Genomic DNA, 15,701 nt, shown 5'->3' with positions numbered 1-15,701 from the left:
ACGGCAGGCCCCGCCGACCGATTGCAAGCGGTCGGCGGGGCCATTGTGGCTCTTGACAGCGGATTGGGTCATATGAGCGAGCGCCTACCAGAGCGAACAAATTGGCATGAAAAGAGGACGGCATAGACCTTCTGGTCATGCCGTCCTCTTTGAATGACAAGTTGTCGCTCTGGTGGGCGCGCAGCGTCAACTAGTTACGCGGTTTGGTAAAACCGCGTAACCCAACTAGAAGCGGTTACCGCGGAAGCCGCCACCGTTGCGGCCGCCACGGTCGCCACCGCGACCGCCACGGTCGTTACCACGGTTGCCGCCAAAGCCGCCACGGTTGCCACCGCGATCGCCATAGCCACCACGGTTACCGCCAAAGCCGCCGCGACCGCCACGGTCGCCGCCACGGTCACCAAAACCGCCACGGCCGCCGCGATCGCCACCGCGACCGCCGCGGTCGCCACCACGGCCACCGCGATCGCCAAAGCCGCCGCGACCGCCACGGTCGCCGCCACGGCCACCACGGTCGTCACGGCCGCCGCGAGGACCGCGGTCCTCGTCCAGGCCCATGGCGACGAGCGGAGCGATAACCTTATCGAGGGCGGCCATCAGCTCGGTGGCCTCCTCGTAAGAAAGCTCAGGCAGGAGCTTCTCCTTCTTGTTGGCAAGCTCGACCAGGCCCTCAGCGGCATCCTCGGCGGCGAAGACAACAATCTTGCGCATATCGCCCTCGGCGTCGTCGATGCGGCCGACCAGATCGGCGGCCTCGGCCTCGGCCATCAGGCCATCGAGCTCACGAAGGCGCATGCCCAGCAGGTCGGACATTTCCTTCTGCTCCATCTTGGGCTTGAGGTCAAGAAGCTTGATGGCGCGCTCGATGTTCGCCATGCGCTCGGCCTTGGCCTCCTCCTCCTTGGAAATAGCAAAGCGACGGCTACGCAGCAGGCGGGCGGCCTTCTGCATCTTGTCCATCAGCTCTTCGTCATCGTAATCAACGGCGGCCTCGACAACCTCGGCCTCCTCCTCTGCGGAAACCTCGTCAGCAGCCTCAACCTCGGCAGCTTCGGTCTCCACGGTCTCGACTGCCTCGACCTCGGCAGCCATGGTCTCGTTCTCGGTCTCGTTCATGATCTCTTCGTTTTCAGACATGAGACTCCTTCTTGGCCCTCTCGGGCATCATCGCCCCATTCGCGGGGCCCGTCGCGCACTCTTTGCGCTTTAAACATTCATGCCTCTCGGCAAAACGTCCATTAGTTTATGGTGTCGCCATCCAATCTAGCTGCAGAATCTATGTGCACACATTAATGCGACATGTGCGACTCGCGATGAGCGTACACCAGCGACGCCACGAACCCGACCACGGCAATTACAGCCGCCACACGCACGGCAGCTGCAAATCCAATCGCCTGGGCAACGTCGATCGCAGCGCCAGCGACGCTGGCAGCCGCCGCAGAACTCGAGAGCAGACCGATAAACAGCGACGGGCCAAACGATGCGGCAATCATGTTCCACGTGTTAAGCAATGCCGTTCCGTGAGGATGTTCAGCGGCAGGCAGCGTCTCCAAACCAGCCGTTTGCGAGGGGCTCAGCACCAAACCGACTCCGGCATACACCACAACGGTCAGCGCAACGACGACGCCGATGTTCATGCTTGCCGCCGTCATCGAGATGGCAGTCTGTCCCACGGCAATCAGGGCAAAGCCGACCGGCAGCAGCGGCCATGCGCCACGGGCGTCCATCACACGTCCGCCCACAATCGAGGTCACGGCGTTGCAGGCAATCGCCGGCAAAATGAGCAGGCCCGCAATAAGTGCGGTCATGCCGTATGCGCCCTCAAAATAGAGCGGCAACAAAACGCTCATCGAGAACGTCGTCATCATCGACACCACCACAAGCAAGCACGCAGGCCAAAAACGAACGCTCGCCATGGGACGCACGTTAAGCACCGGATGCTCGAGCTTGAGCTGGCGGGCCGCAAACAGGCCGAGCAGCACAACGGCAGCGAAAAGCGCCACGACACCGGCAATCAGATTGGTCGAGAACTCACCCACGGAATACACAAACGCCGTAATGCCGGCAGCGAGCAAAACAACCGACAGAATGTCAAGCGTGGTGTTCGAGCGCTCTCCGACATTCTGAACAAGCTTTACGCCCGCCGCAGCGACCACAACGCCGCCCACCAGCGGCACTACGAATACCGCCCTCCAGCCAAACAACGTGCACATAAGACCGCTGATCACGGGTCCAAACGCCGGCCCTAGCGTAATGCAGGCACCGCCCAGACTCAGATACAGACCAAGCTTCTCGCGCGGGGCGCAAGACAGCACCACGTTCATCATGAGCGGAAACAAGATGCCCGATCCCGCAGCCTGCAAAATACGGCTTGGCAGCAAAACGCTAAACGACGGAGCGATCTGACACAGGACTTCGCCGGCGACCATACATCCGCATGCGAAAAACAACAGCTTGCGCGTCGAGAAACGGCCGGACAGGAAGGCCATGATGGCCGTAAAGATCGACGTCACAATCATGTAGCCCGAGACGAGCCACTGCGCCGTGGTGGCACTCACCGAAAAGGCTGCCATAATGTCGTGCAACGCCACGTTAATGATGTTCTCGTTAAACGCGGCAACAAAGGCCGCAATATACATAACGACGAGAATCGCCGCAGTGGCCGATGGCGTTGCTTGAACTTGTTGCTGAGATTTGCTCCCCATGCATTTCCTTCCTCTTGGAACGACAGTCGCATCGCCCCAGAGGAACAGTCCAGGGCGAAAAATGAGCCCTAGACTTACGCCAGACGCCGTACACGACGAATCTGGCAACATGGTCCAACGTTGAAAGATTGTAACGCGGACGCGCAGCTTTCCTTCCGCGCTATTATTAAAAGTCCACGAAAGCATAAGACATGAGGAGCCCGCCATGATTAAGCCCATCATGAAATCCGAGTTCTTTTTGCGCCTGCCTTCCGAAGACGCGGGACCCGACGATGTCGTGACCGGGCAGGATCTCCTGGATACACTCCACGAGCATGAGCACGAGTGCGTGGGGCTCGCCGCCAACATGATCGGTGTGCGCAAGCGCATCATCTGCGTAAAGGACGGCAACAGGACACTCCTGATGTACAACCCTCAAATTCTTGAGCAGGTCAATGCCTATCAGACGAGCGAAGGATGCCTCTCGCTGATCGGCGAGCGCCCCTGTACCCGCTATCGCCGCATTAAGGTTGAGTATTTGGACGAGAACTTCGTCCACCGCATCAAAAACTTCTCGGGCTACACCGCCGAGATCATCCAACACGAAATCGACCACTGCAATGGCGTCGTGGTTTAGGCCACCTGCCAAAATGAGGGTACCGGAGGCCTCCCTATGGATATCAGCCGCTTTGGCGAATTCGCCATCTTAGCGCAGTCACGCACGTTTCTTGATGCGGCGGAACTGCTTTTCATGTCGCAATCAACCCTCTCCAAGCACATCATGGCAATGGAGCACGAACTCGGCTGCAAGCTCATCGATCGAAGCCAGCGCCACGTAACACTCACCGCACAAGGTGAAGCGCTCCTCCCCTATGCGCAAAAATTGCGACGCTTCAGCACCGCTATCTTGCCGCCATTCAAATAGGCGCAGGTGAGCCGCTCGAGCACCTCACCGTAGGTTCTATCCCCATTATGGCCCCTTATGGGATCACGGACGCCGTCATCGATTTTCAGCAGGCGAACCCCTCATATTCTGTCGAGCTCATCGAAGGCGAGGGCGACACACTCAAGCGCATGCTCCTGCACGAGGACATTGACCTGGCCTTCATCCGTGACAGCGGCGCCATCGAGCCGGAGTTCAAAAAGATTCCCTTTACGACCGACCGGCTCGTGGCCGTCCTTCCGCTCGACCATCCACTCGCCGAATGTGACACCGTCGAGATAGACGACCTTATCGACGAGAATTTCCTCATGCTTCCCCAAGGCTCGTTCGTAAGCGAGCTCGTCCTTTCCCTTTGTCGCGAAGCTGGATTTGGCCCACGTGTTACGTTCACCGGCAAACGAGCCGAGAACATCATCTCTCTTGTCGCACGCGGCGCCGGCGTCTCATTCCTCATGCGCAAGCCGGCGGAATCGCTCGCCAGCGGAAAGGTAGCCCTGGTGCCGCTCGAGCCCGCGACGACCTCCGAGGTCAGGCTCTACCTCAAGCGAAACGCCGCGCACTCGCAGGCGGTCGTCTCGTTCATCGGCTTCCTCCCCTACCGTCAGCTCCTGCAGGGCGACCGTACGTCTTCCACCGCGGCACGACCGTCATAATCCCTGCTGCTCCACAACCGCAGACTTGTGTCCGCAAACACGCTGACAACGGCACAAAACACAAATATGCCTCGGGCGGCACGTCGCCGTCCGAGGCATATTTAGTTAAAGTGCGCAGACAGACTAGTCCACCGAGATGTTGAGCGCCTTACCGCCCTCGTCCTTCCTGGTACCGATCACCATAGCGGCGACAAGAGCCAGAACGAAAGCGACCACACCGGAGATGACAAGGCCGATAAAGCCCATGTCGATGCCGGCAGGGTTAATAAAGCTCGGAAAACCGAGCGGGCCGGAGGCACCGAAGGCATAGAGTTTGGCACCCATGAGGCCGGCGATGGCGCCGCCTACACCAGCGGAAATAAAGGTTGCCCACATAAGGCGCTTACGCGGCAGCAAGATGGCGTAAAGCGCAGGCTCGTTGACACCGAAAATCGAAGAGACAAGGGCGGGAATGTTGACGGCAGCATTTTCCTCGGAATCCTTGGTTCGGATGACCATGCCAAGCACAGCACCGGCGATGGCACAACCGCCTGCATACACGAGCGGATTAATGAGGTCATAGCCGTAGGTTGCGACATCGAGGAACCACAGCGGGATGATACCCCAGTGCAGGCCGAACATGACGAGCAGGCTCCAGAACGTGCCGATGACGAAGCCGGCGATGGCGGGCTGGAAGTTGATGAGCATCAAGATGATCTGGGCAACGATGTTGGAGAGGACCGTCATGACCGGACCGACCACAAGCAGGCCAAGGATGCCGCAAATGAGGAGCGTCAGGATGTTGGAGAAGAACGAGCTCACAAGCGCGGGCAGCGCGTTAGAAAGGGCCTTGTGCACCTTGGAGGCAATCCAGACGATAAAGATCGCAGGCAGAATCGTCGATGAGTAATTCTGCATGATCAGCGGGATGCCAAAAATATCACCGTAGACATTGGACTCGAAGACCGTACCGGCGCCGAGCGTGTAGAGCGGATCTCCGCCCATAAGGGCAACGAGCGTCGGGTAGACGAGGATACCGCCGAGCGCCATTCCCATAACGGGCTTAAGTCCGAACTTCTTGGCCGACGTCCAGCCAATGATTAGCGGAAAGTAATAGAAGACCGAATCTCCGATTGCCGAGATCGTCACATACGTATTGCTGTCCTTGGCAAGCCAACCGGCAACCGTGCAGAGCGCGAGCATCGACTTGATAAAGCCACCGGCCATAAGCACGCCAAGAACCGGTTGCAGAATCTCGGAGATGATGGCAAGCAGACGCGAGAATGGATCGCTCTTTTTGACGTCGTCGCCTTCATCGATATCGAGCGCGGGTTTGGAGTCGAACCCGCCAATCTGAACGAGGTCGTTGTAGACGGCCTCGACAGTGGCACCAATCACGACCTGATACTGTCCGCCGGCCTGGATGACGTCAACGACGCCCTTCGTCGCCTTAAGCTCATTGGTCTGGGCGAGCGATTCATCCTTGAGGTGGAAGCGGAGACGCGTAATGCAGTGGCTCACGTCTAACACATTGTCTCGACCACCGACCTTTGTGATGATTTCATCGCAAAGCTTCTGGTATTTCATGGAATTCTCCTTTTTCTGAGCGGGGTATAGCATCGATTTCATGCCTCCGTAGTCGACGTGGGAGGGCAAGGAACCCGCTTCCCCCTTTGAAATCCGCGGACGCACGTACGCCCGGGATGGGGAACGGCAGAGAAGATGGAAGATGCCGATCACATGGCAATGAGCCTCATTGGCCCATATCACGCAATCAGGCCTACAGACGCGAATCTGCTGCGCCGAGAAGTCTCGTCGTCTGGCAGAACTTGTCACACAGACGTTCCGGTTCGCCCTGGGGAATCTGAGTACGCTCGGTCTCAAAGGAGAGGCCGTACTCGCGTGCCGGAAGGAAATACTCAAAATAGCCGTTGGTGTAACCGCAGACTATTCCCTCGACCGGACATTCGCGCTTCATGCGAATGCCCAGGTCGCTGCCGAGTTCACTCGGGAACACAAAGAGATGCAAGCCGCCCAGACTGATGACGGCACACTTAAGCGTGAGTGAAAAGTCGTCACGGGCAACGGTGTGATAGAACGTCTGAGGCTCGATGCGGTCAAGAACGACCTCGCAATCGAGCTTGATCTGGGAAATCGCCTCGGCAAGACCGGTCGAAACACGCTCAACCTCGGGAATGCCGCGTCCCTGGCGAAAATTGCGGTCGCTACAGTCGCCAGCAGCACCGACGACCATGGCCGGATAGTAACCAAGACTCTGAGCGAGCTTTTTGCCGGTAAGACCGGCGAGTTCGCTCGTGAGCTCTGTGCAGTCGGGTCCGACGCAAGCGGAATGCACCGCCCAGTTCACAAAGCCCGCAAATGGCTTGCCTTCGGTATCGAAGAACGACACCACGATAACCTCATTGTCGGCAAGCTCACCGGGAATGATGCGGTTGTCGTAGAAACCGGTGATGACTTTTTTGCCCATGCGACAGGTCGCAGGTCGCGCGTTGGCGCGGCACTCTTCGAAGCATTGACAGATGGTATCGAGGAACCAGCGATAGTAGTCCTCGTTGAATTTTCCCGTCCACCAGCTGCGATGGTAGGCGACGATCGAAGTGTGGTCGTGCGTCGCGGAGAGCAGAACGCAGTCACGGTCGATTCCGTAGCGCTCGGCGAGCATCGTCTTAACCTCCTCGGCCATGCTCTCCTCAAACTCGAGAACATCAGCGTTGAAGAGAAAAACTTCGCGGTCGTCCTGTTGGAAAAGAATCGCGTTGGCAAAGACGTCGTCATGGACGCCTGTCGCAGGCTCCAGACGGTTGGGGAGGTTACGGTATCCGATTAGATAGATGTCGCCTTGCGGGGTAATCTTGCGGCGTGCATGTCCGATATTCATGCAAGTTCTCCTTTTTGTCGCGCCGCGTTCAAAGCGGCAAGGATGGTTTGGAGGAGGCGCTCATGGGAGCCGGCGGCAAAGCCGGAGTTCATGGCCTCATAGGTGATTTTCTCGTACGCATCGGGGGCCGGCAGGTACTTCTGTCCGCCGTTGACGAGCGTGGCAAAGAACACAGAGCCGGACCGAGCGGCGCGCACAGTGGCGCCGAATGCACTCGAGACCTCGGGTTGTACGCCGACAAGCTCGACGTTTCCCAGCCGGAGTAGATAGACCCTCGTGCGCTGCTCGCCAGCGGCATGAAACTCATACGTTCGGTGCGGAGCCAAAGAGTGAAAATCGGCGCGTGTCTGAGCGGGCAGGAGAACGTCGACCGTGCGGGCACCGATGCCGGTAGCGTCATCCTTACGCGCCATGCGAGTGGCCTCGATCAAAGCATCGCCCAAGGCCTGCCCCTGCTGGTGCAGCATGCGGTATCCGTCCTCATGGGCATCGAGCGTCTGCTTAACGCCGGCCACATCGAACATGACGTTCATGGCGCGCTCCGCCGGACCTTGGTCGCCCGCGGCGCCTGGCAGCAACAGGGCAACGCCGCCCAGCTCGCGCTCGAGTGACATGGCGGCAAAACCAAAGAGGTCTCCGCTCGCCATGCGCCTCCCCTCGGAGTCGCGCGACCCGTCGAGCACGGAGGACTGAACGTCCGCCGTCGCGAGCACGGCAACATACTCGCCCCCGGCATCCCTTATGGCGAGTACGGGCATCGTGTGGTCGGCAAACCCCCTGGGATTCGAGCCCAACCACCAGCCGGCAGGCGTCTCAATGTCGCGATTAACGTTCACGGGGCATTCGCCCTCCACAGTGGCGAGCGTGGCAGAGCGAATGCCCGCAACAGCGCGCTCGACAGCCGTGCGGGCGGCAGCGACGAGCGCTGCGCGATAGCGCTCGTTGCGGTTGCGGGCAGCATCGTCGACAAGATGCCCGGGAGTGCGGACGTGAGGCATGGAAAACGTGTGGGTAGGAACCACCCAAGAATAAGCACCGCTGCAATTGGCGGCATCCTCAACAACCTCACGCAGATCGGCGAGTAGAGCCGGAGCGATCGAGGTGACCTCAAGCGAAAGGACGCAGGCGCGTCGCCCCGTCCCCTCGATGATAAGGGCACGGGCGAAGACCTCATGACGGAGTTCGTCGAAACCGTCGAACGGCAACACGTCCCCAAGATCGATGGCCACACGAGCGGCCCCAGCCCTCATCTCTCCTTCGTCCATGGCAGATACTCCCCTCTGATTGCCGCTCACTCGACACCGTACAGTTGCTGCGCCGTACCGCCAAGCACAAGGTCGCTGTCTGTATCGCTCAGATTTGCAGCGCGAACGCAGGCGACACCCTCGGTGAGCCACTCGCGTTTAACGGGATAGCTCGTGCCAAAAACAATATGGTCTGCACCCAGCACGTCAACCGCGCAGGCAAGGAGTGTCTTGCCCCAAGGCTGAGCATGGGACATGTCGAAATAGATGTTGTTCTCGAGGCGCCTGGAAACGGTCTCGGTATCGACCTGAAAACGGCCAGAAGCATCAGGGCGCTTGGGACCATGAGGCAGCAGCATCTCCTTGAACGCAAAGTATGCGCCGCCGAGCATGGAGTGGACCATCTTGATATTGGGGTAGCGCTCAAAGAAATCGCCAAAGATCTCTCGGCCGATCGCCGTAGTTTGGTCGACGCAGCGGCCATAAGAGCGGCGAAGGTTGTCGTACGCGAGAAGCGATTCGTTCTCGACCGGCACGGGAACATGGTGCACGTAAACGGTGACATGGCGTTCGTTCAGGTGCTCGAAAAAGCTCGAGAAGACCTGGTCGTCGAGATAGCGCTTGCCGTAGTGAGCGCAGAGCTGCACACCCGCAAAACCATCGTCGAGCCTGCGATCGAGCTCCTCCAAATTCGCTTTGGTGCCAAAGGGCGGCACAGCGACAAGCGGAATCAGACGGCCACTTGACGCCTTCGCGTCAGCAGCCATACCGTCGTTGAAACGCCGGCACATCTCGAGCGACATCCACTCGTGACAACCGGGGAGCTTGAGGATCGCCTTGTCGACCCCCGCCTCATCCATATCGGCCAAGCGCTTCTCGAGGGTGTAGTCGCCCTCAATGTAGTTAAGACCCGGAGAACCGGCGGGCATCTCGATCACGATCTGTCGTTTGCCGGCGGAATTCATGGTCAGATAGCCTTCGGTGTCATAGGCGCGGGGTACCTCGGCCAAAAACTGTTCGCAGAGCGTCTCGTCATGAAAGATGTGCTCGTCGAACCAGTAGGAATTTGCATCGATAATCATTGGTTGGAACCGCCTTTCATCTTGTTGAAAACATTCTAGAAAAGCAGGTACCCGGACATCAATTCCAGCTTAAGCCCACTGTATTCCATTTTGGAATAGAACTTACCGCTCACACGCGAACCTCGCCCGCTCAACGAGACAAGCGCTAACAGCACGGGCTTAGACAGAAAACGGTCGGCCCGCATCCGTTGCGGGCCGACCGTTTCATTACAGTCTACCTTTGCCGTTACGCCTGGCGGTAGTGATCGAAGAAGTCGGCGAGGTCTTCGAGGGACTCTTTGAGTACTTCCATGCGCGGCAGGTACACGATGCGGAAGTGATCGGGCTCAGCCCAGTTGAAGCCGCCGCCGCGCGTAATCAGGATCTTCTTCTCGTGCAGCAGGTCAAGGGCGAATTGCTCGTCATCGGTGATGTTGAACTTTTTAACATCCATCTTGGGGAAGATGTAGAACGCCGCACGCGGCTTAACCACCGAGATGCCGTCAATCTTGTTGAGCGCCTCATACACAAAGTTGCGCTGCTCGTAGACACGGCCGCCGGGACGGATGTAGTCGTTGACCGACTGATGGCCACCGAGTGCCGTCTGAACGATCGACTGAGCCGGCACGTTGGAGCACAGGCGCATGTTCGAGAGCATGTTGACGCCCATGATGAAGTCGCTCATGCAGCGCTGGTTGCCCGAAAGCACCATCCAGCCAATACGATAGCCCGCGATCATGTGCGACTTGGAAAGGCCGCTAAAGGTGACGCAGGGCAGATCGGGAGCGAGCGAGGCAATCGAGACGTGCTCGTAGCCGTCCATGCACAGGCGGTCGTAGATCTCATCGGCAAAGATCATCAGCTGATGCCTGCGTGCAATCTCGACGATGCCCTCGAGCACCTCGCGCGGATAGACAGAACCCGTGGGGTTGTTGGGGTTGATGATGACGAGGGCTTTGGTCGCGCTCGTGATCTTGGACTCCATATCCTCCAGGTCGGGATACCAATCCGCCTGCTCATCACACAGATAATGTACGGGATGACCGCCGGCAAGAGTTGCGCACGCCGTCCAGAGCGGATAGTCGGGGCTGGGGATCAGGATTTCGTCGCCATTGTCGAGCAACGCGTTCATCGAAAGCTGAATGAGCTCGGACACGCCGTTGCCCGTGTAGATGTGCTCCATCTGAACATTGGGCAGGCCCTTGATCTGCGAATACTGCATGATCGCCTTGCGCGCGGAGAACAGGCCACGCGAGTTGGAATAGCCTTCGCAGTCGGGCAGCTGCTGGCGCATGTCCTTGATGACCTCATCGGGTGTGCGGAAACCGAAGGGCGCCGGGTTGCCGATATTGAGCTTGAGGATGCGCTCGCCCTCGTCCTCCATACGGGCGGCCTCGTCGACGACGGGACCGCGCACGTCATACAGGACGTTGTCGAGTTTGGTGGATTTAGAAAAAGTACGCATGGTGGTGCTCCTTGCAATTTGAGCTGAGGGATGGGGTTCGGGCTTGGAATCGTTGCGGGGTGATGATGCCTCGCCTTGATCGGCGTCGCCGGCGAGCAGCCAGGTAACATCGACCTCCAAAATACGGGCGAGCAGCTCAGCCACATCGCGCCGCGGGATCGTCTTGCCGCTCACATATTGGCTCATCTGACTCTTGCCGAGTTTTTTGCCGAGCATCTCCGATGCGCGGATTACGTCCGACTGGCGAACGTCGCGATTGGACATAGTCTGTCGCAGGCGATCGCTAAACGTCTCTTGGGCCACTAGAACCTCCTTGCTGGCAAAGTTCAATTTATAGAACACGAATTGAACCTGAGTTCAATTTAGGCAGCAGTATAGCGCGGCGCATTATCGGGAAGTTCAATTTCACAAGAAAACGTACCGAACTTCGAGATTTGCCCAAACCGGACAATGACGTGCACACGTTTAGAGGTATTCAAGGAATCGAGCGGCGGCAAGCGAAACGTCAGTCGTGCGATATATCGCATTGATCTGCCGATGGGGATGTCCCTCGAGTGGTCGCACGGCAACATCGAACTGACAGCGGCGCAAGATGAGCGCGGGAAGAATGCTCACGCCCAGTCCGTCCTCGACCATAGCCATAATCGCATAGTCATCCCAGGTCGACAGTTTTGAGCGCACCGTCAGTCCCGCCCGACGAAACAGCGGCGTAATCTCATCATCTGTGCCGCGTTCTAGCAGAATAAACTGCTCGTTGGCCAACTCGGCTAGAGAGATAGTCTCCGCCGTGGCAAACAAAGAGTCTGCCGGCACTACCGCCATCAACTCGTCGCGCACCAAAGACCGCGATGCCATGCCGTTTTCTCGGGGCTCACGCGGGATAAAGCCCAGATCGCAGCGCCCTTCCGCCACCCATTGTTCAATCTCTGAGTAATCACCCATCAGCAACTCATAATCGACGTCCGGATGATCGGCACGAAAGCGCGCAATCACCGGCGGCAGTACGTGGGTCGCCACGCTCGAAAACGTACCGATGCAGATTTTGCCGCGCATGAGCCCGCGCATCTCATCCACCCGTCGCTGCAAGCGAGTGAATTCCTCGCAGAGCGCCTCGACAGCCGGCATGACCTGCCGCCCGTCGGCAGAAAGCACTACGCCCTCGCGACTGCGGTCGAGCACCTTAAAGCCCCAATCGGCCTCAAGATCGGCCACCATACGGCTCACGCCCGACTGCGAATAGCTCAGGCGCTCGGCAGCACGCGTAAAGCTTCCGGCGCGCACCGTCTCCAGCAGCACCTGCATCTTTTGAATATTCGTTTCCACGGCGCCCCTCCACCTTTGCATGAGTTTTTGTCATGTTATCTATGCATTATATTCGCTTTTCTTCTAAAACCAGTTCACCCATAGTGAAGATGCTCAGATATAGAGGGGATGTCAGCGCATGAACAACGGGTTGTTTACGTACTTAGCAGCATTGCTATTGTTTGGCTCCAACGGCATCATCGCCGCTGCCATCGCGCTGCCGAGCTCGGATATCGTGCTACTACGCACGTTTTTGGGCGCACTCTCGCTTGTCACCATTCTCGCCATCACCCAACGCCATAAGTTGCAGGCGCCATCTCGCCCCCGCGAAGCCGCAGCCCTCCTCCTTTCGGGAGCCGCGCTGGGCGCCAGCTGGATTTTTCTGTTCCGCGCCTACCAGACGATCGGCGTCGGCGTATCCTCGCTGCTGTACTACTGCGGCCCCATCATTGTCATGGCGCTCTCCCCACTCATCTTTGGCGAAAAACTGACCGGCGGCAAAATCGCCGGGTTTATCGCCGTTGCTTGCGGTGCTTTTCTCATTGCAGCACAAGGTCTAGGCGGCAATATGCCCATTGCGGGTATCGTCTGCGGTATCGCCTCGGCATTTTGCTATGCGCTGATGGTCATCGCTAGCAAGGGTGCGCCACACATCGAAGGCCTCGAGAACTCCACGCTCCAGGTAAGCGCCGCCTTTGTGACCGCGCTGGTCCTCACGCTCATCACGCAGGGCGCTCCCTCATTCCTGTCCGCCGGCGTCGCCACCAGTATTGATTGGCGCGCCGTCGTCATGCTCGGCGTCGTCAACACCGGCATCGGTTGCCTGCTCTACTTTAGTGCCGTCGCCAAGCTGCCCGTCCAGACCGTCGCGGTCGTCGGCTACCTCGAGCCGCTTTCGGCCGTCGTGTTCTCGGCCGTCCTTTTGGGCGAAGCCATAACACCGGTCCGCCTGATGGGCGCCGCGCTTATCATCGGCGGCGCGATTTTTTGCGAACTCGCCGGCAAACGTGCAAACGCCAAGGCTGGCATCGCCCAGACAGTACGTGCTTAAAAGCCCCTGCTTTGAAATACTACCTGCGTATATGAATAATCCCCAGATGGGGATTATTGTCTAAAATAACCCGATGTGCCAAACTGCTCTTGTATGTATAAAGACGGCATAAAGTTTTTTGTCCTAGACAGATAACCGGATGTCTAAGGGAGTCCACGTGGCACACAACAAACTGGAGGCAAGCCCCCAAGACCAGCGTGGTCAAGGCGGGCATGGAGCCATTCCCCTCTCCGCTGGCATGCTGCTCGTAACGCTCGGCGTCGTCTATGGCGACATCGGCACGAGCCCCATGTACACCATGAAATCAATCGTCGCCAACAACGGCGGCATCGGTACCGTCAGCGAGGACATGATCCTGGGCGCGCTTTCGCTCGTCATCTGGACCATGACGCTCGTGACCACGGTCAAGTACGTGGTAATCGCCATGAAGGCCGACAACCACAACGAAGGCGGCATCTTCGCCCTGTTTAGCCTGGTACGCAAGGTGGCACCGTGGCTGATTCTCCCCGCCATGATCGGCGGTGCGGCGCTGCTCGCCGACGGCATCCTCACCCCCGCCGTCACGGTTACCACGGCCATCGAGGGTCTGCGCACCATCGAGTGGGGCCACGCGCTGTTGGGTGACGGGCAAACTAACGTCATCATTATTACCATCATCATTATCTGCGGCCTGTTTGCCATGCAGCGCGCTGGCACCTCGTCAATCGGCAAGCTGTTCGGTCCGCTCATGACGCTGTGGTTCCTGTTCCTGGCAGGCGCCGGTCTATTCAACATGCTCGGCAACCTGTCCATCTTGCGCGCGCTCAACCCCATCCGTGGCATCATGTTCCTGTTCTCGCCCATCAACCACTCGGGCATCATGGTGCTCGGCTTCGTCTTCCTGTCGACGACCGGCGCCGAGGCGCTCTATTCAGACATGGGCCACGTGGGCAAGGCCAACATCTACGCATCCTGGCCGTTTGTTAAGGCGGCCCTCATCCTTAACTATCTGGGCCAGGGAGCTTGGCTGCTCGCCAACAACTCCAATCCCCAGATGCTCGCAATGGATATCGTCAACCCGTTCTATATGATGCTTCCCGAGCCCCTGCGCCCCTTTGCCATCGTGCTTTCGGCCGTGGCGGCCATCATTGCCTCGCAGGCGCTCATCACCGGCTCGTTCTCGCTGGTATCCGAGGCCACGCGCCTCAACCTTATGCCGCATCTGCGCATCCACTACCCCAGCGACACCAAGGGCCAGCTCTATATTCCGCTCGTCAACAACATCATGTGGGTCGGCTGCATCTTCATCGTGCTGCTGTTCCAAAACTCCGAGCGCATGGAGAGCGCCTACGGCCTCGCCATTACCGTGACCATGCTCATGACCACGACGCTTTTGACGAGCTATATCGCCGGCATTCTCAAGCACAAGCTGGGCGCCTGCGTCTTCGCCCTGCTCTTCGGTGCCATTGAGCTGTGCTTCTTCGCCTCGTGCCTCACCATGTTCTTTGACGGCGGCTATGTGATGATCTTCCTGGCCGCACTGCTGTTTGGCCTTATGTACGTGTGGCGCCGTGGCACCGCCATCGAGCGCACGCAGACGATTCTGTTGCCCGTCTCCAAGTACATCGATCAGCTCAACCGCCTGCGCAACGACGAGACCTATCCCGTGCTCGCCGACAACCTGGTGTTCCTCACCAACAGCCCCGATCCGCTCACGCTCGACCGCGACGTGCTCTATTCCATCCTGGATAAACATCCCAAGCGCGCCAAGGCGTATTGGTTCATTAACGTGCATGTCACCGACGAGCCCTATACGCACGAGTATTCCGTCGAGACCTTTGGCACGGACTTCCTCTTCCGCGTTCGCCTGGACCTGGGCTTTAAGGTCAACCAGCGCGTCAACGCCTATCTGCGTCAGATCGTCGGCGACCTGATGGCTTCGGGCGAGCTGCCGCCGCAGCACCACACCTACTCCATCTACGAGACGCGCGGCAACGTGGGCGACTTCCGTTTTTGCATGCTGCGCAAGATGCTCGCCCCCGAAACGGACATCAACCGCAATGACCACCGCGTGATGGCCATCAAGTACGCCGTCCGCCGCGCCTGCGGAAGCCCGGCACGCTGGTACGGTCTTGAGAACTCGGCCATCATCATCGAGTACGTGCCGCTGTTTGCCCGCATGCGCCCGGTCGTTAAGCTCGTGCGCACCCAGGTGCCGCTCGAGGTTCAGATTGAAGAGGCCGAGGAAATGGAAGTCGACATCTTCTCGGACGACTTGGTCAACGGCAACGAGGCCGGTAGGGACATGAACATCGATCCCACCGAGCTGCTCGAGAGCGTCGCCGATACGCCCGAACAGCAACAGCTCGACGGCCTCGAGAGTGAACAACTCAACGACGCCAACTTCTAGCGACGTCACAAATCAACGACAGCGGCCCTGC

Annotated in this window: 13 protein-coding genes; 5 read left to right on the top strand and 8 right to left on the bottom strand. The window is 58.7% G+C overall.

The window, feature by feature from the left end; genetic code table 11:
• Positions 1–225 precede the first annotated feature (225 nt).
• Together ABHU32_RS08240 and ABHU32_RS08235 are read right to left on the bottom strand one after the other, a co-directional pair.
• Positions 226–1,137 carry a hypothetical protein gene (locus tag ABHU32_RS08240; RefSeq protein WP_035137032.1) on the bottom strand — a complete coding sequence of 304 codons (912 nt, stop codon included), beginning with the start codon at positions 1,135–1,137 and terminating at the stop codon, positions 226–228.
• A gap of 152 nt (positions 1,138–1,289) precedes the next feature.
• Positions 1,290–2,705, bottom strand: a complete 1,416-nt coding sequence (locus tag ABHU32_RS08235; protein ID WP_346979606.1) for an MFS transporter — start codon at positions 2,703–2,705, stop codon at positions 1,290–1,292.
• A 205-nt stretch (positions 2,706–2,910) separates the two neighbouring features.
• On the opposite strand from ABHU32_RS08235, the gene ABHU32_RS08230 reads away from it, so the two are divergent.
• The 3 genes from ABHU32_RS08230 to ABHU32_RS08220 are packed head-to-tail and all read left to right on the top strand — an operon-like array spanning position 2,911 to position 4,280.
• Complete coding sequence (locus ABHU32_RS08230; protein WP_346979605.1) at positions 2,911–3,321, top strand: peptide deformylase; 411 nt, start codon at positions 2,911–2,913, stop codon at positions 3,319–3,321.
• Positions 3,322–3,357: 36 nt separating this feature from the next.
• Positions 3,358–3,609 carry a LysR family transcriptional regulator gene (locus tag ABHU32_RS08225; protein ID WP_346979604.1) on the top strand — a complete coding sequence of 84 codons (252 nt, stop codon included), beginning with the start codon at positions 3,358–3,360 and terminating at the stop codon, positions 3,607–3,609.
• Positions 3,567–4,280, top strand: a complete 714-nt coding sequence (locus ABHU32_RS08220) for a LysR family transcriptional regulator substrate-binding protein (RefSeq protein WP_346979609.1) — start codon at positions 3,567–3,569, stop codon at positions 4,278–4,280. The genes ABHU32_RS08225 and ABHU32_RS08220 overlap by 43 nt, the downstream gene beginning before the upstream one ends.
• Before the next feature lie 123 nt (positions 4,281–4,403).
• On the opposite strand, the gene ABHU32_RS08215 is transcribed toward ABHU32_RS08220, so the two are convergent.
• From ABHU32_RS08215 to ABHU32_RS08190, 6 genes are all read right to left on the bottom strand, one after another.
• The gene (locus ABHU32_RS08215) at positions 4,404–5,846 is read right to left on the bottom strand and encodes a PTS transporter subunit EIIC (protein WP_346979603.1); all 1,443 of its coding nucleotides are present in this window, start codon (positions 5,844–5,846) and stop codon (positions 4,404–4,406) included.
• Between the two features lie 193 nt (positions 5,847–6,039).
• Complete coding sequence (locus ABHU32_RS08210; RefSeq protein WP_346979602.1) at positions 6,040–7,158, bottom strand: neutral/alkaline non-lysosomal ceramidase N-terminal domain-containing protein; 1,119 nt, start codon at positions 7,156–7,158, stop codon at positions 6,040–6,042.
• On the bottom strand, positions 7,155–8,423 hold the full coding sequence (locus tag ABHU32_RS08205) for a hypothetical protein (RefSeq protein WP_346979601.1): 1,269 nt from the start codon (positions 8,421–8,423) through the stop codon (positions 7,155–7,157). Before ABHU32_RS08205 ends, ABHU32_RS08210 begins: the two co-directional genes overlap by 4 nt.
• Before the next feature lie 26 nt (positions 8,424–8,449).
• On the bottom strand, positions 8,450–9,484 hold the full coding sequence (locus ABHU32_RS08200) for an amidohydrolase family protein (protein ID WP_035137023.1): 1,035 nt from the start codon (positions 9,482–9,484) through the stop codon (positions 8,450–8,452).
• A 226-nt stretch (positions 9,485–9,710) separates the two neighbouring features.
• Positions 9,711–11,192: an aminotransferase class I/II-fold pyridoxal phosphate-dependent enzyme gene (locus tag ABHU32_RS08195; protein ID WP_346979608.1), complete on the bottom strand. Its 1,482-nt coding sequence runs from the start codon at positions 11,190–11,192 to the stop codon at positions 9,711–9,713.
• A gap of 201 nt (positions 11,193–11,393) precedes the next feature.
• Positions 11,394–12,251: a LysR family transcriptional regulator gene (locus ABHU32_RS08190; protein ID WP_346979600.1), complete on the bottom strand. Its 858-nt coding sequence runs from the start codon at positions 12,249–12,251 to the stop codon at positions 11,394–11,396.
• A 118-nt stretch (positions 12,252–12,369) separates the two neighbouring features.
• Here ABHU32_RS08190 and ABHU32_RS08185 point away from each other — a divergent pair, with 118 nt between their 5' ends.
• On the top strand, positions 12,370–13,281 hold the full coding sequence (locus ABHU32_RS08185; protein WP_346979599.1) for a DMT family transporter: 912 nt from the start codon (positions 12,370–12,372) through the stop codon (positions 13,279–13,281).
• Between the two features lie 139 nt (positions 13,282–13,420).
• Positions 13,421–15,670, top strand: coding sequence for a KUP/HAK/KT family potassium transporter (locus ABHU32_RS08180; RefSeq protein WP_346979598.1), 2,250 nt, complete (start codon positions 13,421–13,423; stop codon positions 15,668–15,670).
• The last annotated feature ends 31 nt before the right edge of the window (positions 15,671–15,701 follow it).

This window comes from Collinsella aerofaciens (assembly GCF_039758965.1).
GTDB lineage: Bacteria > Actinomycetota > Coriobacteriia > Coriobacteriales > Coriobacteriaceae > Collinsella > Collinsella aerofaciens_BR.
This window is presented reverse-complemented; position numbering and strand designations above follow the sequence as displayed.